This window comes from Pseudonocardia sp. HH130630-07, assembly GCF_001698125.1.
Taxonomy (GTDB): Bacteria; Actinomycetota; Actinomycetes; order Mycobacteriales; family Pseudonocardiaceae; genus Pseudonocardia.
Window position 1 is genome coordinate 2355555 of sequence record NZ_CP013854.1, and the last position, 23748, is coordinate 2379302.

Annotated in this window: 22 protein-coding genes; 15 read left to right on the forward strand and 7 right to left on the reverse strand. The window is 74.4% G+C overall.

Annotated elements, in window-relative coordinates; translation table 11 throughout:
* Positions 1–655: 655 nt before the first annotated feature.
* From trmB to AFB00_RS11425, 3 genes are all read right to left on the reverse strand, one after another.
* Complete coding sequence (gene trmB, locus AFB00_RS11415; RefSeq protein WP_068797206.1) at positions 656–1450, reverse strand: tRNA (guanosine(46)-N7)-methyltransferase TrmB; 795 nt, start codon at positions 1448–1450, stop codon at positions 656–658.
* Positions 1443–2447 carry a glycosyltransferase family 2 protein gene (locus AFB00_RS11420; RefSeq protein ID WP_068797207.1) on the reverse strand — a complete coding sequence of 335 codons (1005 nt, stop codon included), beginning with the start codon at positions 2445–2447 and terminating at the stop codon, positions 1443–1445. Before AFB00_RS11420 ends, trmB begins: the two co-directional genes overlap by 8 nt.
* A gap of 69 nt (positions 2448–2516) precedes the next feature.
* Positions 2517–3476 carry a glycosyltransferase family 2 protein gene (locus AFB00_RS11425; RefSeq protein ID WP_231974333.1) on the reverse strand — a complete coding sequence of 320 codons (960 nt, stop codon included), beginning with the start codon at positions 3474–3476 and terminating at the stop codon, positions 2517–2519.
* A 232-nt stretch (positions 3477–3708) separates the two neighbouring features.
* Here AFB00_RS11425 and AFB00_RS33130 point away from each other — a divergent pair, with 232 nt between their 5' ends.
* Together AFB00_RS33130 and AFB00_RS11435 are read left to right on the forward strand one after the other, a co-directional pair.
* Entirely contained in the window at positions 3709–4479 is a 771-nt protein-coding gene (locus tag AFB00_RS33130) for a hypothetical protein (protein WP_068797208.1), read from the forward strand.
* A 49-nt stretch (positions 4480–4528) separates the two neighbouring features.
* Positions 4529–4780, forward strand: a complete 252-nt coding sequence (locus AFB00_RS11435) for a DUF6802 family protein (RefSeq protein WP_068797209.1) — start codon at positions 4529–4531, stop codon at positions 4778–4780.
* A 45-nt stretch (positions 4781–4825) separates the two neighbouring features.
* On the opposite strand, the gene AFB00_RS11440 is transcribed toward AFB00_RS11435, so the two are convergent.
* Entirely contained in the window at positions 4826–5281 is a 456-nt protein-coding gene (locus AFB00_RS11440) for a hypothetical protein (protein WP_068797210.1), read from the reverse strand.
* Between the two features lie 80 nt (positions 5282–5361).
* The gene (locus tag AFB00_RS35650; protein WP_068797211.1) at positions 5362–5934 is read right to left on the reverse strand and encodes a TetR/AcrR family transcriptional regulator; all 573 of its coding nucleotides are present in this window, start codon (positions 5932–5934) and stop codon (positions 5362–5364) included.
* 117 nt (positions 5935–6051) lie between these two features.
* Here AFB00_RS35650 and AFB00_RS11450 point away from each other — a divergent pair, with 117 nt between their 5' ends.
* The 4 genes from AFB00_RS11450 (at position 6052) to AFB00_RS11465 (ending at position 12642) form a co-directional block, all read left to right on the forward strand.
* Entirely contained in the window at positions 6052–7644 is a 1593-nt protein-coding gene (locus AFB00_RS11450) for an MFS transporter (protein ID WP_068797212.1), read from the forward strand.
* Positions 7645–7809: 165 nt separating this feature from the next.
* Positions 7810–8148: a hypothetical protein gene (locus tag AFB00_RS11455; RefSeq protein WP_068797213.1), complete on the forward strand. Its 339-nt coding sequence runs from the start codon at positions 7810–7812 to the stop codon at positions 8146–8148.
* A gap of 359 nt (positions 8149–8507) precedes the next feature.
* A complete protein-coding gene (locus tag AFB00_RS11460; RefSeq protein WP_068797214.1) occupies positions 8508–10325 on the forward strand; it encodes a phosphoenolpyruvate carboxykinase (GTP) in 1818 nt (605 codons plus the stop codon).
* 328 nt (positions 10326–10653) lie between these two features.
* Positions 10654–12642, forward strand: coding sequence for a hypothetical protein (locus AFB00_RS11465; RefSeq protein ID WP_156819490.1), 1989 nt, complete (start codon positions 10654–10656; stop codon positions 12640–12642).
* A gap of 3 nt (positions 12643–12645) precedes the next feature.
* Here the strand turns inward: AFB00_RS11465 and AFB00_RS11470 are convergent, their stop codons facing one another.
* Positions 12646–12990: a DUF3024 domain-containing protein gene (locus AFB00_RS11470; protein ID WP_068797216.1), complete on the reverse strand. Its 345-nt coding sequence runs from the start codon at positions 12988–12990 to the stop codon at positions 12646–12648.
* A gap of 66 nt (positions 12991–13056) precedes the next feature.
* Here AFB00_RS11470 and AFB00_RS11475 point away from each other — a divergent pair, with 66 nt between their 5' ends.
* From AFB00_RS11475 to AFB00_RS11500, 6 genes are all read left to right on the forward strand, one after another.
* Positions 13057–13638: a peroxidase-related enzyme gene (locus tag AFB00_RS11475; RefSeq protein WP_068797217.1), complete on the forward strand. Its 582-nt coding sequence runs from the start codon at positions 13057–13059 to the stop codon at positions 13636–13638.
* Positions 13639–13740: 102 nt separating this feature from the next.
* Complete coding sequence (locus tag AFB00_RS35770; protein ID WP_068797218.1) at positions 13741–14088, forward strand: antitoxin; 348 nt, start codon at positions 13741–13743, stop codon at positions 14086–14088.
* A gap of 210 nt (positions 14089–14298) precedes the next feature.
* Positions 14299–15492, forward strand: coding sequence for a pyruvate dehydrogenase (acetyl-transferring) E1 component subunit alpha (gene pdhA / locus AFB00_RS11485; RefSeq protein WP_156819491.1), 1194 nt, complete (start codon positions 14299–14301; stop codon positions 15490–15492).
* Complete coding sequence (locus tag AFB00_RS11490; protein ID WP_068797220.1) at positions 15489–16463, forward strand: alpha-ketoacid dehydrogenase subunit beta; 975 nt, start codon at positions 15489–15491, stop codon at positions 16461–16463. The genes pdhA and AFB00_RS11490 overlap by 4 nt, the downstream gene beginning before the upstream one ends.
* A 12-nt stretch (positions 16464–16475) precedes the next feature.
* Positions 16476–17990 (forward strand): dihydrolipoamide acetyltransferase family protein, encoded by a 1515-nt coding sequence (locus tag AFB00_RS11495; RefSeq protein ID WP_068797221.1) that lies wholly within the window; start codon positions 16476–16478, stop codon positions 17988–17990.
* 64 nt (positions 17991–18054) lie between these two features.
* Entirely contained in the window at positions 18055–18615 is a 561-nt protein-coding gene (locus AFB00_RS11500; RefSeq protein ID WP_068797222.1) for an FxsA family protein, read from the forward strand.
* A 132-nt stretch (positions 18616–18747) separates the two neighbouring features.
* Here AFB00_RS11500 and AFB00_RS35480 read toward each other — a convergent pair whose 3' ends face one another.
* Positions 18748–18882 (reverse strand): hypothetical protein, encoded by a 135-nt coding sequence (locus tag AFB00_RS35480; RefSeq protein WP_257785252.1) that lies wholly within the window; start codon positions 18880–18882, stop codon positions 18748–18750.
* Between the two features lie 324 nt (positions 18883–19206).
* Between AFB00_RS35480 and AFB00_RS11505 the strand changes: the two genes are divergently transcribed.
* The 3 genes from AFB00_RS11505 to AFB00_RS11515 all read left to right on the forward strand — a co-directional run bounded on the left by AFB00_RS11505 (position 19207) and on the right by AFB00_RS11515 (position 23678).
* Positions 19207–20397: an ATP-binding protein gene (locus AFB00_RS11505; RefSeq protein ID WP_068797223.1), complete on the forward strand. Its 1191-nt coding sequence runs from the start codon at positions 19207–19209 to the stop codon at positions 20395–20397.
* Positions 20398–20593: 196 nt separating this feature from the next.
* A complete protein-coding gene (locus AFB00_RS11510; protein WP_068800222.1) occupies positions 20594–20914 on the forward strand; it encodes a GroES family chaperonin in 321 nt (106 codons plus the stop codon).
* Positions 20915–21323: 409 nt separating this feature from the next.
* Positions 21324–23678, forward strand: coding sequence for a VanW family protein (locus AFB00_RS11515; protein ID WP_197519824.1), 2355 nt, complete (start codon positions 21324–21326; stop codon positions 23676–23678).
* The last annotated feature ends 70 nt before the right edge of the window (positions 23679–23748 follow it).

Genomic DNA, 23748 nt, shown 5'->3' on the forward strand with positions numbered 1-23748 from the left:
GCCGCGGCGGCGGGCACCGTCCCCGGCCACGGCGGAGCCGTCCGGCCCGCCGCGGTTCACGGCGGTGGTGGCCTCGGCGCCGCCGCGGCCTGCGGCGTCGATGCTGCCGCGCTCGACGGCGGTGGTCGCGCCGGCCCCGCCGCGGGGCACCGCGGTGGTCGCGCCGGCCGCGTTGCGGGGTACCGCGGTGGTCGCCTCGGCCGCGTTGCGCGGTACGGCGGTGGTCGCCTCAGCGCCGCCGGGCCCGGGCCCGGGCCCGGCGCTGGGTCCGCGGGCCGGCCCGCCATGGGGTACGGCGGTGGTCGCCTCCGCGCCCGCCGGTGCGCCGTGCCGGGGGCCGTCGGGCCGCCCCGGCCGGGGACCCGCCGGGTTCGCCGCGCCACCGGTCGTCGTGGCCGGGGTCGTCGTGGCCGGGGTCGCCGTGGTCGTCTCGACCGCTCCGACCAGCGGGACGACCGCGACCGCGCGGGTCCGTTCCTCCTGGGCCCCGGAACCGTCGACGGGAACCTGCTGGGTCGCGGGCTCCCCCTCCTTGGGCCGGGGGGTGGGACTGGGCCGGAACCCGGACGGCCGGCGTACGGGTCGGGTCGGCTGGGCCGGGGCGGGCTGCTGGCTCGTGGCGTGCTCCACCGTCGTCACGGGCGTCCTTCGGGGGTCACTCGACCGGGGGGTCATCTCGGGGGATGTCTCGACCGTAGTCGGTTACTGTCCGTAACTCATCTGAAGCATTCGTGTGATCAGCCACACAGATCAGATCGCGGACCGGGCGGCCCTCCTCGTGGGCCCGGTCCTCGAACTTCGTCACCGGACGCATGGCCGGCCGCTCCTGCCAGCCGTCCGGGCCGGGCGGGAACCCCGGGTCCGGGCGCAGTGCCGGCTCGGCCGAGACGACCCGGCGCATCTGCTCCGCGTAGTGCGGCCAGTCCGTCGCCAGGTGCAGGACACCACCCGGGACGAGCCGGGAGGCGGCCAGCCGGACGAACTCCGGCTGGATCAGCCGGCGCTTGTGGTGCCGCCGCTTCGGCCACGGGTCCGGAAAGAAGATCCGCAGCCCGTCCAGCGTCCGCGGGGCGATCGCGTGGGTCAGCAGCTCGACCGCGTCGCCGCGGAGCAGCCGCTGGTTCGTCAGGCCGGCCTGCTCGATCCGCATCAGCAGCTGGGCCAGGCCCGGCTCGTAGACCTCGACCGCGAGATGGTCGGTCTCCGGCTCGGCCGCGGCGAGCAGCGCGGAGGTCTCCCCCATGCCGGAACCGATCTCGAGGACCACCGGGGCGTCCCGGTCGAACGCGGCACGGGGATCCCACCCGCCGGACCGGGCGCTCCCGACGATCTCGTCGACCTCGGCCCCCCAGACCGGCCACAGCCGGCGCCAGGCCGACTCCTGGCCGTCGGAGAGCCGGACGCGCTGGTGGACGTAGGAGCGGATCCGCCGGTCGGCGACGTCAGGCACCGGGGCGGTTCGGGTCGGCGGCGGGCAGGCGCACGTGGGCGGTGGCACCGGGCAGCCGTCCGCGGACGTAGCCGGCCGCGGTGACCCCGAAGCAGGCGACGATCGCGGCGGCCGACGCGGGGTTGCGCTCCCGGGCCTCCCGCAGGACGCCCTTCGGCAGCACCTTCATCGTGTAGCTGCTCTCCGCGGACAGCGAGTCCCCGGTCCCGACGACGCGGGACACGGCGGCCTTCGAGATCCCCTCGGCCCAGCCGCGGCGCAGCAGGTACTTCCAGGAGACGCGGTCGTCGGAGACCCGGTGGTCGATGGCGGCCTTCGGCTCGAACAGGATCCGCGGCGACCGACCGTCGGCGACGTAGGCCTGCCGGGCGCGGATGCAGAGCTCGGTCTCCTCGCAGCCCAGCGGGTTCTTGCCGATCCGGCCCATGTCCTCGGCGAACCCGCCGACGCGCTTGAACACCTCGGCGCGCAGCGACATGTTGCAGCCCATGAGGTTGCGCATCTCGGCGCGCTCGGTGGGCTGGCCGGTGTAGGTGCACCCGACGACCCAGTCCAGCTCGCCGGTCGCGTCCCGGTCACCGGGCACGGCGCCGGGCAGCGTGCGCGGCCGTCCGTCCGGCCACCTCGGGTGGGCGATGCCGCCGACCCCGATGACGTCCGGGTCGGCGTAGGGCGCGAGGAGCGCACCCAGCCAGCCCGGCCGGGCCGCGGCGTCGTCGTCGAGGAAGACGACGACCTCGCCGGAGGCGAGCTCGACGGCGGTGTTGCGGGCCCCGGACAGGCCCTGGGCGCGCTCGTTGGCGACCACGACCACGCCGCGCGGGCCGAACTCCTCCTCGGCGCGCTCACGCAGGCGCTCGTTGTGGTCGACGACGACGATCGTCTCGACCGGCCGGACCTCCTGGGCCTCGACCGACTCGACGGCCGCCTTGATGTCGAACCAGCGCTTCTCGGTGTAGATGCACACGACGACGCTGGCCGTCGGCAGGACGCTCACGACGTTCTCGCTCCTCGGGTCGACACACCGCGGGGCACTGGCCCCATGGCAGGTGCGGAGGGAGCAGGGTCAGCGGGCGTAGCCCGACGCCTTGCGGCGCTGCTCCATGCGGCGGTGCTCGGACATCAGGGTACGCAGTACCCGGGTGCCGTCCGCGAAGGTCCGCAGGTTCGTCTCGCCGAACATGCGCTCACGCTCGACCGACGGCACCTCGGTGATCTTCAGATCGGCCGCGGCCACCCGGCAGTTCAGCACGGTCTCGATCTCGAAACCGTCGCCCCACAGCATCGCCCCGTCCTCCGGCTGCGGAGCGGCCGGGTCCGGCAGCTCCAGCTGCGGCACGAGGTCGGCCCAGAACGCGTTGTAGCCGTAGCAGAGGTCCGAGTACCGGGTGCCGAACAGCCGGTTCGCGACGGTGTTCAGTCCGGCGTTGCCCGACTTGCGCAGCAGGGTGATGTCGTCGGACCCGCCGCCCTTGCAGAACCGGCTGCCCTTCGCGAAGTCGGCGCCCTCGACCAGGGCGTTCACGAAGGCCGGGATCTCGTTCGGGTCGGCCGAGCCGTCGGCGTCGAACATGACGATGACGTCGCCGGTCGCCGCGGTGAAACCGCAGGCCATCGCGTTGCCCTTGCCCTTGCGGGTCTGGGTGATGACGCGGGCCCAGGGCAGGGTCCGGCGGGCGACCGCGACCGTGTTGTCGGTCGAGTTGCCGTCGACGACGATGACCTCGTGCACGGCGGGCCGCACCGCGGCGATCGCCGGCAGCACGATCTCCAGGTTCCGGGCCTCGTTGCGGGTCGGGACGATCACCGACACGGCGGGGTTCGCGCTACGGCGGGGGGCCGGACGGGGCCGCGGGCGCCGGAAGCCCTCGGGGCCCTCCGGCTGCGGGGCGTGCGGAACGCCACCGGTCCGGGCCGGGTTGGCCGGGAACGTCGGCTGTGCCGCCCCGGCTCCGTGCTGCTGTCCGGGGCGCGCGGGCGCGCTCGACTCGGGCGTGGCCGGGCGGGCGGGCGTAACGGCGCTCACACTTCCTCCATACAGGTTCCGCTCCCTCCGTCCAACGACGAAGTCACGGTCTGGTTGCGGTTCTCGTGTCGGGCAGCTTCCTCGGCCCCGATCGTGAGACGTACCGAGCGTCGAGGGGGTTGCCCCGGGCGGTTGTTCCGTCCGGGCCCGGCGCCCGGTTCGGCCGGTGTGACGGAGTCGATCGCGCGCGGCCGTTCCGCCGTTCCGGCGCCGGAACGGCGACACTGTGTGCATGTGGCTCGCAGCGCCGGAGCGGCGCGGTGTCGATCTCGCCGGGGAGCTGCGGCCGGGGCTCGCGCTGGCCGGGATGGACGCGGTGGAGCGACTGTCCTTGCAGGTGGAGGCCCTGTCCGCGGTGGCGCTGCGTCGTTCCCGACCGGCGGCGGACCCGCGATGGTGGTCGGCACGCCTCGCCGGGCCGGCGGCCGAGTTCGACGCCGGGTGGGCCCGCCGCGCGGGTCCGCTGCTGTGTCGTGCACACGCGACGCGCGGACTGGGCCGCTCGGGCATCGATGTGACAGACCTCACTCACCCTCCGTCACGCCCACTCGGGCCGATCCTGGGACGCGCGGTGTCCGCCGTGCTGCCCGGCCCGCCCGGCGGATCGCGGTGGCCGTTCGCCTCCGGTGGCGCGGCGGTCCTGGTGCCCGGCTCGGTGATCCCGGCCCTGTCGGTGCTCGCGGGGAGCGGGCGCGGGCTGCCGGGCCCGGGCCCTGTGCTGGTGTGCGCGGGGCTGGTCCTGCTCGTCGTGGCGGGCGCGGGGCTCCGGGTCCGCGCCGTCCGGGCGGCACGGGCGCGGGAGCAGACCCGGCGGGTCCGCGCGGCGGTGCTCGGCGCGGCGGAGCGGGAGCTGGCCCGGCGGACGGTCGAGATCGAACACGCGCTCGCCCGCGGGACGGGTGCCGGATCCCCCGTGGAGGGGGCCGCCGGCCCCCTCCGGAGTGCGGACGCCGGGTGCGGGGCCGGGCCGATCCGTGAGGGCGGGCCGGCCGGTGCGTACTGATCCGGGTGCCACACAGGGCCCGGTCCGGTGGCCGTGCGGCACGACCGCGGTGGCCGCGGGCCTCGCGGCGCCGTGGTGGGCGACGGTCCGGGTGCCGCGCTCCGCCGTGCGGTCCGAGGACCTGCTGGGAACGGGCTCCGCCGTCCCGGTGCGCGGGCCGGGGGCGCGCGACACCGACGGCGACGGCCGGGCCGACGTCCTCCTCGTCGACGGTCCGTACGCGACCACCCGCTGGACCGACACCGACGGCGACGGACTCGCCGACCAGGTGCTCACCCTGGACCTGCCGGACCCGCCCTGAGCCGCAGCACCCCGGCTCCGCGGGGGTGTGCGGGCGGGACCGGGGTCAGCTGTCGGACTGGTCCGACGACGTCCGGGGCTCGGGGTCGGGGTTACCGCCGCGGCGGAACCGGCCGGGGCCCGAGCGCTGCTCGGCGATCTTCTGGTCGATCTCGGCGGAGACCTTCAGCTGCCGCCGCCGCTCCCGGATCCGCAGCAGGACCAGCATGCTGACGCCGTAGGCGATGCCGACCAGCAGCAGCACGACGCCCATCTTGAAGACGATCGTCTGCGCCGTGTTCGTGGTGTCCGGCACGGGCACGATCGAGATCATCCCGAGCACCCCGAGGGTGAGCAGGTGGAACAGCACCACCAGCAGCCGGTTGATCGAGTGCGCCGTCTCGTTGTTCTGGAAGACGTCCTCCAGGAACGGTTGCCCCGAGCGCAGCAGGATCTGTCCGACGCCGACCGTGATCACCACTCCGATCACGACCAGTGCCAGGTAACTTCCGGTTCCCTCCACGGTGGGCCCCTCCCCGTGCGCGAGCAGGGCTGAAGCCTACCCTGAGCGATCGCTCCGACGCTGTGTGCAGGCGTCCGGTTTCACCCCGTCCGGGGCCGCGCCGCGAGCAGGGACTGCAGGGTGTCGTGCAGCTCGGCCGGCGAGACGTCGCCGGTCAGCGGGGCGCCGGTGAGGGTGCGCAGGTAGAGGCCGTCGCCGACGAGCTGGACGAGCCAGGCCACGACCGGGTCGTCGATCTCCGTGCGCAGGGCGGCCAGGCCGTCGGCGTCGACCGTGGCGAGGGCGTCCCGGGCGGCGTCACCGGCCGCGCCCCCGTCGGCGATCCGGAGCGTCGCCAGGTACGTGCGGGTCAGGCCGACCGGCGAGCCCCCGCCGGGCACCGAGGTCCGCAGGTAGTAGGACACGGCGCCGCCGGGGTCGGTGCGCATCAGCTCCGCGTCGGTGGCGCTGCGCTCCCGCAGCCGGTCCAGCAGCCCGGCGGCGAGGGACTCCTTCGAGTTGAAGTGGTAGAGCAGGCCGCCCTTGGAGACCTCGGCGACCGCGGCGACGGCGTCCAGCGTCGTCCCGCCCGGCCCCTGCTCGACCAGCACCGTCTCGTACGCGTCGAGCACGCGGTCGCGGGCCGATCCTGCTGCGTTCCGCCGCTCGGCCATGCGCGCACCCTACCGGCGGTGCCCCGTCTCACACGGCCGGCAGGGCCTGGGAACTGTACCGTCTGGACGGTATAGTTCTGCACCGTCCGGACGGTAAAGCACAGAAGGAGACGAGAGATGTCACGGCCCGAGCTGACGAACCGGGCGGCCGGGACGGACCTGCCCGGTCCGCGTGCCTGGCTCGCACTGGCGGTGCTGGCGATCCCGACCCTGCTGGTCTCGATCGACAACACGGTGCTGGGCGTGGCGCTGCCCGAGCTGACCGCGGCCCTGCGGCCGGACGCCACGACCCTGCTCTGGGTGGTCGACGTCTACCCGCTGGTGCTGGCCGGCCTGCTCGTCACCATGGGCACCCTCGGCGACCGGATCGGCCGCCGCAGGCTGCTCCTGATCGGTGTCGCCGGGTTCGGGCTGGTGTCGCTGCTCGCGGCGTTCGCCACCTCGGCCGGGCAGCTGGTCGCGGCCCGTGCGCTGCTCGGCGTCTTCGGGGCGATGCTCATGCCCGCGACGCTCGCCCTGATCCGGACGGTGTTCGTCGACCGCGCCCGGCGCCGGCTCGCGCTCGCGATCTGGGCCACCGGCTTCGCCGCCGGTGCGGCGCTGGGCCCGATCGTCGGCGGGCTGCTGCTGGAGCACTTCTGGTGGGGCTCGATCTTCGCGATGAGCGTGCCGCCGATGGCCGTGCTGCTCCTCGTCGCACCGGTCCTGCTGCCGGAGTCCCGGGCCGCGGCGCCGGGGCGGCCGGACCCGGTCGGCGTCGTGCTGTCGCTGCTGGCGATGGGGCCGCTGGTCCTGGCGATCAAGCTGGCCGGCTCCGGTGACGCGGCCGGGGCGCTGCTCGCGCTCGTGGTCGGTGCCGGTGCCGGGGTGGCGTTCGCCGCGCACTCGCGGCGCCGGGTGCGCCGCGGGCTCGACCCGCTGATCGATCTCGAGCTGTTCTCCCGGCCGGTGCTGCGCTACAGCGCGCTGGCCAACGCGACGACCATGTTCGGCCTGACCGGGCTGCTGTTCTTCGCCGCCCAGTACCTGCAGCTCGTGCTGGGGTCCTCGCCGCTGCAGGCCGGCCTGCTGCTGCTCCCCGGTTTCGTGGTGACGACGATCGCCGGGCTGCTCGCGGCCCGGCTGGCCAGGCGGTTCCCGCTGCACGGCCTGGTCGCCACCGGGCTGGCACTGGTCCTCGCCGGGTTCGTGCTGGTCCTGTTCGTCCGGGTGGACTCGGCGGTGGCCCTGCTGATGACGGCCGCGGTCCTGATCGGCGCCGGGATCGGACTGTCCGAGACCGTCACCAACGACGCGATCCTGGCCGCGGCGCCGCCAGAGAAGGCCGGCGCCGCCTCGGCGGTGTCCGAGACGGCCTACGAGGTCGGCGCCGTGCTCGGCACCGCGCTGGTCGGCGGCGTGCTCTCCGCCGTCTACCGGGCGGGTGTCGTCCTCCCGGACGGGGCGCCGGCCGCGGCCGGGGAGACCATCGGCGCGGCCGTGAGCGCGGCGGCCGGTCTGCCGTCCGGGCCCGCGGCCGAGCTCGTCGCGTCCGCCCGCACGGCGTTCGTGGCCGGGGTCGACGTCGCGGCCGGGGTCGCGGCCGTCGCGGTCGCCGTGGTCCTGGTGGCCGCCGGAACCGGTCTGCGGCGGGCGCACCGCGCCGTGCTGGCGGCCGGGGTCGCCGGCATGGACCCGGCGGCGTCGCACGCGGTGAGCGGCCGGCGGTGACCCGACCCGGGTACGGGTGACCGTCCACCGCCCCGCCCGGGGCGTTCCGGCGACCGGACGCGTGTGCGGTCCACCGATCGGGGTCGCTGCGTTCCCCTCCTGGTTCACTACGGCGAGCGCGGTGGCCGGGGCCGGTCGCCGGAACGAACCGATCGGGAGCCCGCCGTGCCCTACGACGTGGTCAGCGCCTACACCCTGGTCCTCGGCGAGGCGTCGGACGACGCGACGGACCCGCAGGGCCAGCCGCAGGTGACCGTCCACTCCACGGCGACCGACGCCTGGCGCGCGCTCGACCGCGCCGTCCGGGAGCGCTGCGGCATGCGGCCCCGCCCGCGCCGGAGCATCGACCCGGACGCGGTGATCCGGCTCGCCGACGCGTGGCGGGCCGCCGATCCGGAGGCGCGCTACTGGCAGGTCACCGCGCACCGGCTGCCGATCATGGTTCCGGAACTGGCCCGTACCTCCCCGGGAGGCGTGGGCCGCTTCTGTACTGAAGATGCGTAAGTGTGACCGTGCGAAACCGAGAACCGGACTCTTCCGAGTTGCGAACGAGTTTATTCGGCGGTAACCGTCGCTTTCTGCAATATCGGCGCGGTGTGTCCTGGAATACGTCACCCGGATCGGGTTGCGATCGTGTGACAGGGCTGTCACCAGCGACGACGCTGGTGGACCGGGTCGTCGCCTGGATCGATTTACCTGATCGGTGCTGTGCCTGACCTCTCAATACGACCCGTGGGTCGGTCGCGATTCCGCGGGTAGCCTCGCTCTACACCATTTCCCGTCAGGCCCGTACCGAGTTCGGTCCGGGCTCCTAGCAGTTCCCCCGGAAGACGGGCCGGGGCCGGCGAGGAGAACAGGACGAGATGACTGCAGCGACCGTTCCGGGAACCGACAAGGCACCGACCACCAACCAGAGCGTCGCGGCCTGGGTCCAGGAGATCGCCGAGCTGACCACGCCGGACCGCGTCGTGTGGAGCGACGGTTCGGACGCCGAGTGGAACCGGCTCACCCAGCAGCTGGTCGACGCCGGCACGCTGACCCGGCTGGAGAAGAAGCCGAACTCGTTCTACGCGGCCTCCGACCCCGACGACGTCGCGCGGGTCGAGGAACGCACCTTCATCTGTACCGAGACCGAGCGTGGCGCCGGGCCGACGAACAACTGGACCGCGCCGGCCGAGATGAAGTCGACCATGACCGAGCTGTACCGCGGCTCGATGAAGGGCCGGACCATGTACGTGGTCCCGTTCTGCATGGGCCCGACCGACTCGGACGACCCGATGCTCGGCGTGGAGATCACCGACTCCGAGTACGTCGTGATCTCGATGAAGATCATGACCCGGATGGGCGCGCACATCCTGCCGCTGCTCGACGCCGCCGGCGACCGCTGGGTCAAGGCGCTGCACTCGATCGGCGCCCCGCTCGCCGAGGGCCAGGCCGACGTGCCGTGGCCGTGCAACGAGAACAAGTACATCAGCCACTTCCCGGAGACCCGGGAGATCTGGAGCTACGGCTCCGGCTACGGCGGCAACGCGCTGCTGGGCAAGAAGTGCTACGCGCTGCGCATCGCCTCGGCCATCGCGCACGACGAGGGCTGGCTCGCCGAGCACATGCTGATCCTCAAGCTGATCAGCCCGGAGGAGAAGGCCTACTACGTCGCCGCCGCGTTCCCCAGCGCCTGCGGCAAGACCAACCTCGCCATGCTGCAGCCGACCATCCCGGGCTGGCGGGCCGAGACGGTCGGTGACGACATCGCCTGGATGCGCTTCGGCGCCGACGGGCGGCTCTACGCGATCAACCCGGAGTTCGGCTTCTTCGGCGTCGCGCCGGGCACCAACTGGAAGACCAACCCGAACGCGATGCGCACCATCGAGGCCGGGAACGCGCTGTTCACCAACGTCGCGCTGACCGACGACGGCGACGTCTGGTGGGAGGGGCTGGAGGGCGATCCCCAGCACCTGACGGACTGGAAGGGCAACGACTGGACCCCGGAGTCCGGCACCGACGCCGCGCACCCGAACTCCCGCTACACCGTGCCGATCGAGCAGTGCCCGGTCGTCGCGCCGGAGTGGAACGACCCGCAGGGCGTCCCGATCTCGGCGATCCTCTTCGGTGGCCGCCGCAAGACCACGATCCCGCTGGTCACCGAGGCGCGCAGCTGGCAGCACGGCACCTTCATGGGTGCCACCATGTCCTCGGAGAAGACCGCGGCCGCGGCCGGCGGGCTCGGCCAGGTCCGGCGCGACCCGATGGCGATGCTGCCGTTCCTGGGCTACGACGTCGGCGACTACTTCGCGCACTGGGTGAACACCGGCAAGAACGCGGACGCCGACAAGCTCCCGAAGATCTTCTACGTCAACTGGTTCCGCCGCGGTGACGACGGCCGGTTCCTGTGGCCCGGCTTCGGCGAGAACAGCCGCGTCCTCAAGTGGTGCGTCGAGCGCATGGAGGGCACCGCGGCCGCCGTCGAGACGCCGATCGGGTTCGTGCCGACCGCCGACCAGATCGACCTCGACGGGGTCGACGCCGAGGTCGCCGACGTCGAGGCGGCGCTGGCCGTGGACGTCGAGGAGTGGAAGGCCGAGATCCCGCTCATCGAGGAGTGGTTCGCGACGATCGGGGACCACCTGCCGTCCTCGATCCGGGACGAGTTCGAGGCACTGAAGCAGCGCCTCGGCGCCTGACAGGGCGAATTTCACCCGCTTGGGGCAGTGCTTCACGGGGCGTCGTCGCTCACGGTGGTCACCGGAGATCATCCGTTCGGCGGCGCCCCGTGACATCGGCAGGTCATTCTCTGTCGATGCCGGTGGGTCCTCCGACGGGTAACCTCCCGTGGAGACCGGACGGGTCCGGCCGTCGTCGCTGATCGTGACGACGGTCGTCCCGGCACGGGCACGGCGGGGCCGCACCGGCGCAACGCCGGCCGCGGCCCGGCGATACACGACGTGAGCGCCGTCCCGGCGTGGTGATGCAGGTACGGCGGAGGTGTGTGGCGCGATGCTGGATGTCCGGGTGTCCGAGGGCACGGACCCGGAGGCTCTCGTCGCGTTCGTCGAGCGGCTCGCGGGCAGTGGCCGGGGTGGTGCGGCGACCGCGGCCGCGTCGTCCCGGATCGTCGGTGACGTGCGTGACGGCCGGGTACCGGCCGGTCTGCGCAGCCTGTCGGCCGCGCTGGACTCCACCGGGCCGGCCGAGTCGTCCGCCGGGTCCGGCGACACGCTGGCCGGGGCGCTGGCCCGGGAGGCACTCGTCGTGCTCTCCGAGACCGGCCCCGACGAGCTGGCCCGGGTGCTCGGCGAGCTGACCGGCGACGGCATGCGGATCGTGCTGACCGGCGGCCAGGCCGAGCGGCTCGCCGCCGTGCGCGCGGCCTTCCCCCCGGCGGTGTCCGGCCGGGTCGTCGACCGGCTGCCCACGCTGCCGTCGAGCGAGTTCCGCAGGCTGCGCACGCTGCTCGCCACCGTCGGTGCCGACCGGTCCCGCGCCGGGCAGGAGATCCCGCCGGAGAGCGCGCTCCCGGCCGGGGCCGACGTCGCCGACTGCTGCGAGCAGGCGGCCCGGGTGGTCGAGGGGACCGCCGGCGAGGACACCGGCGAGGCCCGCATCGTCGCCGGGCTGCTCCGCGACCTCGACGCCGACCGCCTGGCGGCGGTCACCGAGGTCGCCGCGGCCACGCTCACCGCGCTGGCCGCACTCGACGGGGCGGCCGAGCCGCAGCGGCTGCGCGACGTGGCCGGCCGCCTGGTGCACGGCGGCCTGCGGACCGAGCTCGAGTCGCTGCGGGAACTCGCCGCCGACCAGCGTGACGACCGGGCCGGGTCCGGGTCCCGGGTCGAGCAGGACGAACCGCTCCCCGAAGGCGGCGAGCTCGCGATCCGCCGCTACCTGCACTTCCTCGACGGTGGCGGCCGGACCCGCAGCTACTTCCGCCCGCAGGAGCAGAAGGACGCCGAGCCGCTGCTGCAGGTCTTCCGGGTCGACGGCGCGGTCCCGCAGACCCACGAGCAGATCCTCGCCGTCTCCCGGCACCTGCACCTGGCCGACCGGGACACCGAGATCGCCCGGCTGTGCACGACGCTCGGCCTGCCGGTCCCGGAGGGGACCGACGACCTCCCGGCACTGATCGGGTCCCTCGACGACACCGCAGCCGCCGCGCGGTCCGTCGGAGCCCTGCGCCACGACGTGCTGTTCCTGCAGCAGGGCTCGCCGGTCTCGGTGCCGGACCTGGCGTCCGCGGAGCGGGTGGCGCGCGCGATCGTCGACCACGACGAGCAGGGCGACCCGGCGGAGGCCGCCGACGAGCTGGAGCGCATGGCCGCCGAGTGCGAGGCCGCGGTGCCGGACGGCTCCTTCGCCCCGGAGTACCCGGCCGTCGTCGACGCGCTGCGCGACCACGACCCGGAGGCCTACGCCGCCGCGCTCGCCGAGCTGGGCCGGGCCCGTCGCGAGCTGGCCGACGTGACCGAGCTGGAGTCGCTGCTGCAGCGGCTGTCCGGCTCGCACCCCGATCTGGTCGCCGCCTGGACGGCGGACGCGGAGAACGGGGTCCACGGGTTCGGGCTGGTCCAGGTGGCCGCGTCCGACGCCGTGCTGAGCGCGCTCCCCGCGGCGGACGCGGCGGATCTCGTCGTCGTGCTGGGGGCCGGTGCGCTGCAGGCCGACGGGCTGCTGCTGACCGCGGTCGCACCGCGGATGCTGGCCGTGGTCTCCGACGAGCCCCGTGCGGAGTCCTCCGGCACCACCCTGATCGAGGTGCTCAACCAGGCCTCGGCGCGGTTCCTGCGCGGCACCGGCAGCCCGGCAGGCGGCGGGACCGGCGAGCCGGCACCCGCGTCGGACGACGTTCCGGCGGACGCCGTCCCGGCCCAGGCCGGGCCGGTGGACGCCCCGGCGGTCGCCGCGGTCCCCGCGCCCCGCCCGGCGTCGGCGCCGGCGGAGGACAGCCGTCCGTCGGCACCGTCGGCGATGGCCCCCGCCCGGCGCGGTGCGGACGAGGACTGAACCTCAGGCCGGCCCGGCGGAGCGGATGTCGGCGGCGACCCGGTCGAGCAGCTCGAACGGGTCGGTCGCCGGTGGCCGGACGCGCTCCCAGCGGCGGCCGGAGCCCCGGGCCCCCGGCACGTAGAGCGTCCAGCTGCCCGGCTCGGGATCGTCGATCCGCAACCGGGCCAGCGCCGTCGACGTCCAGGCGGCGCCCAGCTCGGGGAACGCCGGTGGCCGCCGATCCAGGACGGTGACCGTGCCCCCGGCCGTCGTATAGCCGATCCGGCGGCGGTCCCGGCTGCCCTCGGGCACCTGCTCCACGCACCACGTCGCGAGCCGTTCGCGCACCTGCTCCGGGACCCCCATGCCCGGAGATGGTCCCGGATCCGTGCCCGGGCCGCCAACCCTGACGAGGTACTAGCGTCCGGGAGCATGTCGCAGCACGAGGTGAGCCGGTTCGGGCACGTGGATCTCGACGATCTCCCACCGGACCTGCGGGAGCGGGTCGGTGCCGTGGCGGAGCGCTCGGGTTTCGTCCCGAACGTCTTCCGGGCGCTGGGGCGCCGACCGGCCGAGCTGCGGGCGTTCCTCGACCACCACGACGCCCTGATGAACCCGCCGGAGGGCACCGCGTCGACGCTGTCGAAGGCGGAGCGGGAACTGGTCGTCGTCGCCACCTCGGGGGCGAACCACTGCACCTACTGCGTGGTCGCGCACGGCGCGATCCTGCGGATCCGCTACGCCGACCCGGAGATCGCCGACCGGGTCGCCACCAACCCGCACGCGACGGAACTGCCGGTGCGCGAGCGGGCGATCGTCGATCTCGCGCTGCTGCTCGCGCGGGACCCCGACCGGCTCACCGAGGCCGGCCTGGACGCCGCCAGGGCCGCCGGCCTGACCGAGGAGGAGATCTGGGACGTCGGCGCGATCACCGCGCTGTTCGCGATGTCCAACCGGCTCGCCCACCTCACCGCCCTGCGCCCGAACCCGGAGTTCTTCACCATGGGACGTTAGGGCCGCACCCGGCGGGGGAACTTCCTGCCGACGCGAACACGTTTCCCTTCCGCGGGTCCACGCGACCCGCGAGCCCGTCGTAGCCACGGAGGTCCGCACACCATGTCCCTGTTCCGCCGACTCACCGTCCTCGCCGGTGCGGCCGAGGCCGCCCGCCGCTACGCGCGTTCCCACCCCGACCAGGCGGGCCGCGCGCTGGACACCGCCGCCCAGTTCGTGGACAAGCAGACCAAGGGCCGCTACACGAACCAGATCTCCGGGGTGGCGCGCAAGGCCAAGGACGTGGCCGGGATCCCGCAGCCGGGGTACGGCTTCGGCGCCCCCGGGACCACGCCGCCGGCCCCGGGCCGCCCCGGTGACCCGTCGACGGGGCACCCCGTCCCGCCGCCGGCCACTCCCGGGCAGCAGCAGCCGCCGACCACCCCGCCGCCCGGCCCGCAGGGGGCCTGAGCGACGTCCCGACGGACCCGGCACACCACGCAGGGTGCCGGGTCCGTCGCATGCGGACACCACGACCGGCACTGCTGTCCCCGGCGCCGCGCGGCGTGCCAGGATCGGCGGTGACGCGACCGAGCGTCCCCGGCCCGCCCACCCCGTGCGGGCCACGCGGAAGAGCCGCCCGCCGGCACCCCGGCCCGGGCGATCCGAGGAGGTGTCCCCGTGGACGAACCACAGGCGTGGCTACCGACCGATCCACGGTCGCGGCCCAGCCACGACCAGGTCGTCGCCGGTCTGAAGGGTGTCGACGAGGGCGGGGCCGAGCTGGTCCAGCTGCTGACCCCGGAGGGCGAGCGGGTCCCGGACGAGCGGTTCGACCGCTACGCCGCCGACATCACCGCCGAGGACCTGAAGGACCTCTACCGCGACCTCGTCCTCGTGCGCCGGGCGGACCGGGAGGGCAACTCCCTGCAGCGCCAGGGCGAGCTGGGCATCTGGGTCCCGCTGCTCGGCCAGGAGGCGGCCCAGGTGGGCTCCGGGCGGGCGCTGCGCCCGACGGACATGTGCTTCCCCAGCTACCGCGAGCACGGCGTGGCCTGGACCCGGGGCATCGACCCGACCGAGCTGCTCGGCATCTTCCGCGGCACCGACCACGGCGGCTGGGACTTCGCCGGCAAGCGGTTCCACCCGTACACGATCGTCATCGGCAACCAGTGCCTGAACGCCGCCGGGTACGCGATGGGCCAGCGCTTCGAGTCGAAGGTCGGGGACTCCGAGACCGGCGAGGCCACCATCTGCTACTTCGGTGACGGGGCCACCAGCCAGGGCGACGTCCACGAGGGCTTCGTCTGGGCGGCCGCCTACGACGCCCCGCTGGTCTTCTTCTGCCAGAACAACCAGTGGGCGATCTCGGTCCCGCTGTCCCGCCAGACCCGGGTCCCGCTCTACCAGCGCGCCCGGGGCTACGGCTTCCCCGGCGTCCGGGTGGACGGCAACGACGTGCTCGCCTGCCTGGCCGTCACCCGGTGGGCGCTGGAGGAGTGCCGCACCGGGAACGGCCCGGTGCTGATCGAGGCGTTCACCTACCGGATGGACTCCCACACCACCTCCGACGACGCCACCCGCTACCGGCTCGCCGACGAGGTGGAACTCTGGAAGCTCAAGGACCCGATCGAACGGGTGCGGGTGCACCTGGCCCGCCGGCACGGCGTCGAGCCGGAGTTCTTCGAGGCCGTCGAGGCGGAGGCGGACGAGCTCGGCGAGCGGTTGCGGACGTTCTGCCGGGCGATGCCCCAGCCCGGCCCGGAGCGGATGTTCTCCGAGGTCTACGCGGACGCGTCGCCGCAGGTCGACGCCCAGCGCGACACCCATCTCGCCTACCACGAGTCCTTCACGACCGAGGGTGAGCCGGCATGAGCACCACGATGGCGAAGGCCCTGAACGACGGCCTGCGCGCGGCGATGGAACGTGATCCGCGGGTGCTGGTCATGGGCGAGGACGTCGGCCGGCTCGGCGGTGTCTTCCGGATCACCGACGGCCTGCAGAAGGACTTCGGCGAGCAGCGGGTGCTCGACACCCCGCTGTCGGAGTCCGGGATCATCGGGGCCGCGGTCGGGCTCGCCGTGCGCGGCTTCCGGCCGGTCTGCGAGATCCAGTTCGACGGGTTCGTGTTCCCCGGCTACGACCAGATCGTCTCCCAGCTCGCCAAGCTGCGGTTCCGGACCCAGGGGAAGGTGCCGGTCCCGATCGTCGTCCGGATCCCGTTCGGCGGTGGCATCGGTGCCGTCGAGCACCACTCCGAGTCCCCGGAGTCGCTGTTCGCGCACGTCGCGGGGCTCAAGGTGGTCGCCTGCTCGAACGCGGCCGACGCGCACTGGATGATCCAGCAGGCGATCCTCTCCGACGACCCGGTGATCTTCTTCGAGCCGAAGCGGCGGTACTGGGAGAAGGGCGAGGTCGATCCCGACCTCGGCGCCGCCCCGCCGCTGCACTCCGCGCGGGTGGTGCGGCCCGGTTCCACGCTGACGCTGGCGACCTACGGCCCGATGGTGCGGACCTGCCTGGAGGCCGCGACCGCCGCCGTCGACGACGGGCACGACCTCGAGGTCATCGACCTGCGCTCGCTGTCCCCGCTGGACCTGGGCCCGGTCGCGGAGTCGGTGCGCCGGACCGGCCGGCTGGTCGTCGTGTCCGAGGCGCCGTCGGAGTCGTCGGTCACCTCCGAGGTCGCCGCGCGCATCCAGCAGGAGTGCTTCTTCTCGCTGGAGGCCCCGGTGCTGCGGGTGACCGGCTTCGACACGCCGTACCCGCCGTCCCGGCTCGAGGACGACTACCTGCCCGACCTGGACCGGGTGCTGGACGCCGTCGACCGCTCGCTGGCCTGGTGAGGAACCCAACGCATGCGTGAACTCTTCAAGCTCCCCGACGTCGGCGAAGGTCTGACCGAGGCGGAGGTCGTGACCTGGCGGGTCGCCCCCGGCGACACCGTGAAGGTGAACGACGTGATCGTCGAGATCGAGACGGCGAAGGCGGCGGTCGAGCTGCCGTCGCCGTGGACCGGGACGGTCGGCGAGCTGCTCGCCGAGCCCGGCGCGACGATCGCGGTCGGGACGCCGATCATCGCCATCGACACCGCGGGCGGCGGCGCACCGGCCCCGGAGCCGGGCACCGGGGACTCCGGCGACGACCGTGGCGCGAAGATCGGCGAGGCGGGCAAGGACGGCCGGATCGCGACGCTGGTCGGGTACGGCCCCCGTCAGGGCGCCGCGCGGCGGCGTCCGCGCCGGGGCGTCGCGGACGGCGCACCCGCCCCGGGGGGCGAATCCGCCGCGGGCGGTGCACCCGCCGCGGGGGGTGAACCCGCGCCGGTCGGCGCACCCGCGCCGGGCGGCGCCGAGGGCGGGTCGGCAGGTGGCGGCGGCCGCCACGAGACCGCCGGGACCACGGCCCGATCCGGGCCCGCGACCGCCGCCGGCGGATCCCCGGCGGACGGGCCCGCCGGCCAGGGGCCCACGGCGGGGCTCGTCCCGCTGGCCCCGCCCCCGGTCCGGCTGCTGGCCCGGGAGCTGGGGGTCGACCTGCGGTCGGTCACCGGCACCGGGCAGCACGGTCGCATCACCCGCGACGACGTGACCTCGGCGGCCTCGGCGGAGACCCCGGTCGCCGCCGCGCCGGCCCGGCCGGCCGCCGTGGGCGGTGCCGCGCCCCGTGCGGGTGCCGGGGACCGGCGCGAGCCGATCCGCGGCGTCCGGAAGGCCACCGCCGCCGCGATGGTGACCAGCGCCTTCACCGCACCGCACGTCACCGAGTTCCTGACCGTCGACGTCACCGAGATGATGGCGTTGCGCGACCGGCTCCGGTCCTCCCGGGAGTTCTCGGGGGTGAAGCTGACCCCGCTGGCGTTCGCCGCGCGGGCCGCCTGCCTCGCCGCCACGCGCACCCCGGCCGCGAACGCGAGCTGGGACGAGCGCGCCGGCGAGATCGTCTACTACGAGCGGGTGCACCTCGGCATCGCCGCGGCCACCCCGCGCGGTCTCGTCGTGCCGAAGATCCGGGACGCGGACACGCTCGACCTCCGGCGCCTCGCCGAGGCGCTCGGTGAGCTGACCGAGACCGCCCGGGCCGGGCGGACCGCACCCGCGGACCTCGTCGGCGGCACGTTCACGATCACCAACGTCGGCGTGTTCGACGTCGACACCGGGACCCCGATCCTGAACCCCGGCGAGTCCGCGATCCTCGCCCTGGGCTCGATCAAGCAGGCCCCGTGGGTGGTGGACGGCGAGCTGGCCGTGCGGACGGTCTGCCAGCTGGCGCTGTCGTTCGACCACCGGGTCGTCGACGGCGCCGAGGGCTCGCGGTTCCTGGCCGACGTCGGTGCGCTGCTGGCCGATCCGGGGGTCGCCTTCACCTGGTGACCGCTTCCGGGGTGAAATCCGGGCGGACCGGGAGCAGAACGACATGCTCGTGCGTTGTACGGGCATGCCGTTCGTGCTGCTCTACGTCGTGCTCGAGGTGGTGGCGATCGCCGGGCTGATCGCCTGGATCGGGCTGGGCTGGACCCTGCTGGTCCTGCTCGCCGGGTCGGTCGTCGGCCTGCTGCTGGCCCGCCGCGAGGGCGTGCGCGCCTTCCGTGCGATGGCGACCGCGATCCAGGGCGGGAAGCTCGCGCACGAGGAGGCGACCGACAGCCTGCTCGTCTCGATCGGCGGCATCCTCATCTTCGTGCCCGGCCTGATCACCGACGTGCTCGGCCTGGCGCTCGTCCTGCCGCCGACCAGGGCGCTGGTCCGGCGCCGGATGGTGCGCGCCGCCGAACGGGCCGCACCGGGCCTGCGCACCGCGCGGATCCGCTACGGCGCGACCGTCGTGGACGGCGAGACGGTCGTGGAGGACACCGCCCGGCCCGGCGGCTCCCGGCCGATGATCACCGGCACCGGCACCGGCACGCCGGGCGCGGGTCCGCGTGGCTCCGGTCCGGTGATCGACGGTGAGGTCGTCGACGACGGGAGCCCGGCGGACCGCCGGAGCACCGACGGCTGACCTCCGCGCCCGGATCGCCGCACGGGGTGCCCGCCCGCGCAGGGGGTCGCCGGGACCGCACGGGTCCGGGAGCGGTGCGTCCGCCCGGACCTGCTGCGGATCAGCGGTACCGGCGCGATCCGGTACCCCGGCTCACCAGCCGGGGCGGGCCGCGGCGATCAGGTTCCGCAGGCCGTCGAGGCGCCGTCGACGCTGGGTGACGGGGCGCATGCGCAGGGTCGAGTGGTGGGTCTCGGTGGTGCGGTGCCGTCCGCGGCGTCGGCTCACAGCGCTTCCTTCCGGACGGGAACGTGCGGTGGGCTCGGTGATGGGAACGAGTGTCGCTGGTCGGAGCGGGTGGTGGAAGGTTCGCCGGACGAGCCGACCGGATCGTGATGACAATCGTGTAACTCATAGCCGGGAGCCACGTCGATCATGCCCGCCGGCGCCCCGGGCGTCCCCGGAACCGGGATCGTTGCGACCTGCCACAACGCTGCGTGACCGTCCGGTGGGGCCGCCGGCACTGGGCCGGGTGGGTGGATCCGACCGACACGCCGGGCGTCCGATACCGCCGTCTACGGAATCCGGAAGACCGGCGGATACCGTCCGGTCATGGATCCGGTGCGCAACCCGTTCGCTCCCGGTGCCGGGCAGCGGCCCCCGGAGCTGGCCGGCCGGGACCGCGAGGTGGACGCGTTCGAGATCGTGCTCGAACGGGTGGCCCGTGGCCGTCCGGAGCGGAGCCTGGTCCTCACCGGGCTGCGCGGGGTGGGCAAGACCGTCCTGCTCGGCGAGCTGCGCTCGATGGCGATGCACGCCGGCTGGGGCGCCGGGAAGATCGAGGCCCGGCCGGACGCCGACCTGCGCCGGCCGTTGTCGGCCGCGCTGCACCGCGCGATCCGGGACCTGGCCGTGCGGCACCGGGCGCCGGAGCGGATCGACGAGGTGCTCGGCGTCCTCAAGGCGTTCGCGCTGCGGTCCTCGCCGGAGGGCACGAAGCTGCGCGACCGCTGGCAGCCCGGCATCGACGTCCCGGTCCGCAACGGCCGGGCCGACTCCGGCGACATCGAGATCGACCTGGTCGAGCTGTTCACCGAGGTCGCGGAGCTGGCGCAGGACGTCGGCTCCGGGATCGCGCTGCTCGTCGACGAGATGCAGGACCTGGGCCCGGACGACGTCTCGGCGCTCTGCGCGGCCTGCCACGAGCTGTCCCAGTCCCGGGTGCCGCTGGTCGTCGTCGGGGCCGGGCTGCCGCACCTGCCCGCGGTGCTGTCGGCGTCGAAGTCGTACTCGGAGCGGTTGTTCAAGTACTCCCGGATCGACCGGCTGGACCGCTCCGACGCGGACTTCGCCCTGCGCGCACCCGCCGAGCGGGAGGACGCGACGTTCGACCAGGAGGCGCTCGACGACCTCTACCAGCGCTCCGGCGGGTACCCGTACTTCGTGCAGGCCTACGGCAAGGCGGCCTGGGACGCCGCCCCCACCAGCCCGATCGGGGTGCGCGACGTCGCGATGGCGGCACCCGAGGCGGAGGCGGAACTGGCCGTCGGGTTCTTCGGGTCCCGCTACGAGCGGGCCACCCCGGCCGAGCGCGAGTACCTGCGGGCGATGGCCGAGCTGACCGACGGCGAGGACCTGCCGGTGGAGACGTCGATGGTGGCGAAGCACCTGGACCGGCGGGCCTCGTCGCTCTCGCCGGCCCGGGACAGCCTCATGAAGAAGGGCCTGGTGTTCTCGGCCCAGCGCGGCCAGATCGCGTTCACCGTGCCGCACTTCGGCCGGTACCTGCTCGCCAGCACCTGAACCACGGGTACTCCGGACGGGTGAAAACCGGTTGCGCTGTAACGCAGCGATCTCGTAGCGCGACTGACCGGTCGAGCCCCGCGATGCCACCGGACCCCCGACCCGGTCGCGTCGCGGGGCCTTCCCTGTTTCCGACCGGTCGTCGCAGCACCGGGCGCTGCCGGACGTGTCGGTGGCGGGTCGTAGCATCGGCCGGGTGGTCGAGCCCAAACTCGAGATCCAGATGCTCCACGACCGGGTCATGATCAAGAAGGTCGACGGTACCGGCGAGCGACGGAGTTCGGCCGGAATCGTCATTCCGGCAACCGCACAGGTCGCCAAGCGTCTGGTCTGGGGAGAGGTCGTGGGGGTGGGGCAGCACGTGCGCACGGTGAAACCGGGTGACCGTGTCCTCCTCGCGCCCGAGGACCAGTACGAGGTCGAGATCGGCGGGGTCGGGCACCTGGTGATGCGGGAGCGCGACCTGCATGCGGTGGCCTCCACCGGTGCCCAGCACGGAACCGGTCTCTACCTCTGATTCCCCGGCCCGGCACCCGCGAGGAGCGGGCCCGGCCGGGCACGACGGCAGTGCGGAAAGGAAGTCCCACGTCATGCCCGAGCGTCAGTCCCCGTCCGGCGACCCGGCCGAGCAGCCGGTGACGTCAGAAACGGGAGCGGGAGACCGTGGGACGGCCGGTGCCGACCGGACTCCACCGGCTCCGTCCGCCCGTCCGATGATGCCTGCGCGCGACCGCCCGTCGCCCGGGCCCGCGGGTGGCGCGGACGCGCCCCGGCGGCCGTCGCCGGGTCCGCGCCCCGCTGCGGAGCCCGGTCCGGCCGCCGCCCGATCGGCCGCGGAGCCCGGTCCGGCCGACCCGCGACCGGCCGATCCGGCGCCCGGCCAGCGCCCGGCGGAGCCCGTGTCCGGCCAGCGGCCTACCGAGCCCGTGTCCGGCCAGCGCCCGGCGGAGCCGGTGTCCGGCCAGCGCCCGGCGGAGCCGGTGTCCGGCCAGCGTCCGGCCGAGCCCGGTGCCGGGCAGCGTCCGGTCGACCCGGCGTCCGGGCAGCGGCCCGCCGACCCGGCGCCGGTCCAGCGCCCGGGCGAGCCCGCGCCGGTCCAGCGCCCGGGCGAGCCGGCCGGCCGGGCCGAGCCCGCGGCGAAGCCCTCGCCGTCGCCCCGGCCGTCGCCCGCACCCGCCGACCGCCCGGGTGACGCTCCGGCGTCCGGCCCGTCCGGCGACGGTCCCACCGCGAACCTGCAGGTCCCCGCGGCGCCGGCCGGCGCCGAACCGGCGCAGCCCGTGTCGCAGCCGGGCGCTGCCACCCCGTCCCGTCCCGCTCCGGGCGGGCAGGACACCGCCGGCCACGGCGCGCAGGACACCGTCCGCGTCGCCGCGCTGAGCGACCAGCGGACCCAGGTCATGCCCCGGGTCGGCGCCGCGGCCGACTCCGGGAACGCCGGCGAGCGGACCGAGCGGATCGAGACCGCGGGCACGGCCGTCTTCGGCGGTGCGGCCGGTGCAGCCGGCGCGCCCGGGCCCGGTGGCCCGGGTGGTCCCGGCGGCCCCGACGACCCGGGACCGGGCGACGGCGGTGGTGACGGCGGCGATCCGGAGGGTTCCGGTCCCGGCCGCGGCCGGCGGACCGGGCTGATCGTCGCGGCGGCGGTCGTCGGGCTGCTGCTGCTGGCCTACCTCGGTGACCTGCTGGTCACCTCGGGGAGCGTGCCGCGCGGCGTCGTCGTCGCGGGGCAGGACATCGGCGGGCTGTCCCGGGCCGCGGCGACCGAGAAGCTGCAGACCGCGATCGAGCCGCGGTCCTCCGCGCCGGTGCCGGTCCAGGCGGGCGAGATCCGCAGCGAGATCGACCCGAGGGCGGCCGGGCTGAAGGTCGACTACGACCGCACCCTGGACGAGGCGGGTGAGCAGCCGCTGAACCCGATCACCCGGGTCTCCTCGTTCTTCACCAGCCAGGACGTCGGCGTCGTCAACTCGACCGACGACCGTGCCGTCCGGTCCGCGCTGGAGCAGATGGCCCCGCTGGTCATGAAGGAGCCGAAGGAGGGCGCCGTCGAGTGGCAGGGCCTGAGCCCGGCCCCGGTCGCGCCGGAACCCGGCCAGCAGCTGGACGTGGACGCGGCCGTCGGCGTCGTCGAGCAGCGGTGGGCCTCCGGTGAGCCGGTGCAGCTCCCGCTGATCATCGAGCAGGCGGTCACCACCCCCGCCGACGTGCAGCAGGCGATCGACGACGTCGCGCTGCCCGCGGTGTCCGGCCCGCTGACGGTCACCGGCGAGGGCGCGAACGCCACGATCCCGCCGGAGGACATCGTGAAGGCGCTGAGCTTCACCGCGGACCCGGAGGGCGCCGCGAAGCTGAAGCCGGTCATCGCGAACAAGACGCTGGAGGACTCGGCGAAGCCGCAGCTCGCGAGCACGGAGAAGCCGGGCGTCGACGCCCAGCTCGACTTCGCCGCGACCCCGCCGCGGGTCGTCCCGTCCCAGGACGGCCGGGGCATCGACTACGACGCGACCTTCGCGAACGTGCTGCCGGTCCTGACCGGGCAGGGTGAGCGCCAGGTCCCGGCGGTCTACGCGCAGAAGCCGGCCGAGATCACCACCGCCGACCTGGAGTCGCTGGGCAACGCCGGTGAGATCGGCACGTTCACCACGGGCGGGTTCGCCGCGGACTCCGGCCAGAACATCCGGCGCGCCGCCGAGATGATCGACGGCGAGATCGTCCAGCCGGGCGAGACGTTCAGCCTCAACGGCGTGACCAACCCGCGGAACGCGGGGAACGGTTACGTCGAGGCGGGCATCATCGAGGACGGCCACCCGGCGCGGGGCGTCGGTGGCGGTGTCTCCCAGCTCGCGACGACGCTGTACAACGCGTCGTACTTCGCCGGGATGACCGACATCGAGCACAAGGAGCACAGTTACTACATCAGCCGGTACCCGGTGGCCCGGGAGGCGACGGTCTTCAACGACCTGATCGACGTCAAGTTCCGCAACGACGGGCCGACCGCGGTGCTGATCCGCACGTCGTGGACGCCGAGCAACGTGACGGTGACCTTCCTCGGCCAGAAGATGTACGACGTCACCTCGCAGAGCGGTCCGCGGACGAACCCGACCGAGCCGCAGCTGGTGAACATCCCGCCGGGGCAGCCGTGCAGCGCGAGCAAGGGCTCGCCCGGGTTCACCGCGACCGACACCCGGACGATGCGCAACGTCCAGACCGGCGAGACCACCAGCGACACCCGGACGGTCAAGTACAACCCGCAGCCGATCGTGCAGTGCGGCGGCTGATCCGGTGAAGATCGCCGGTTAGAGGCTGACGAGAGCCACGTCACGTTCGTACCCTGATCCCTCCGAGACG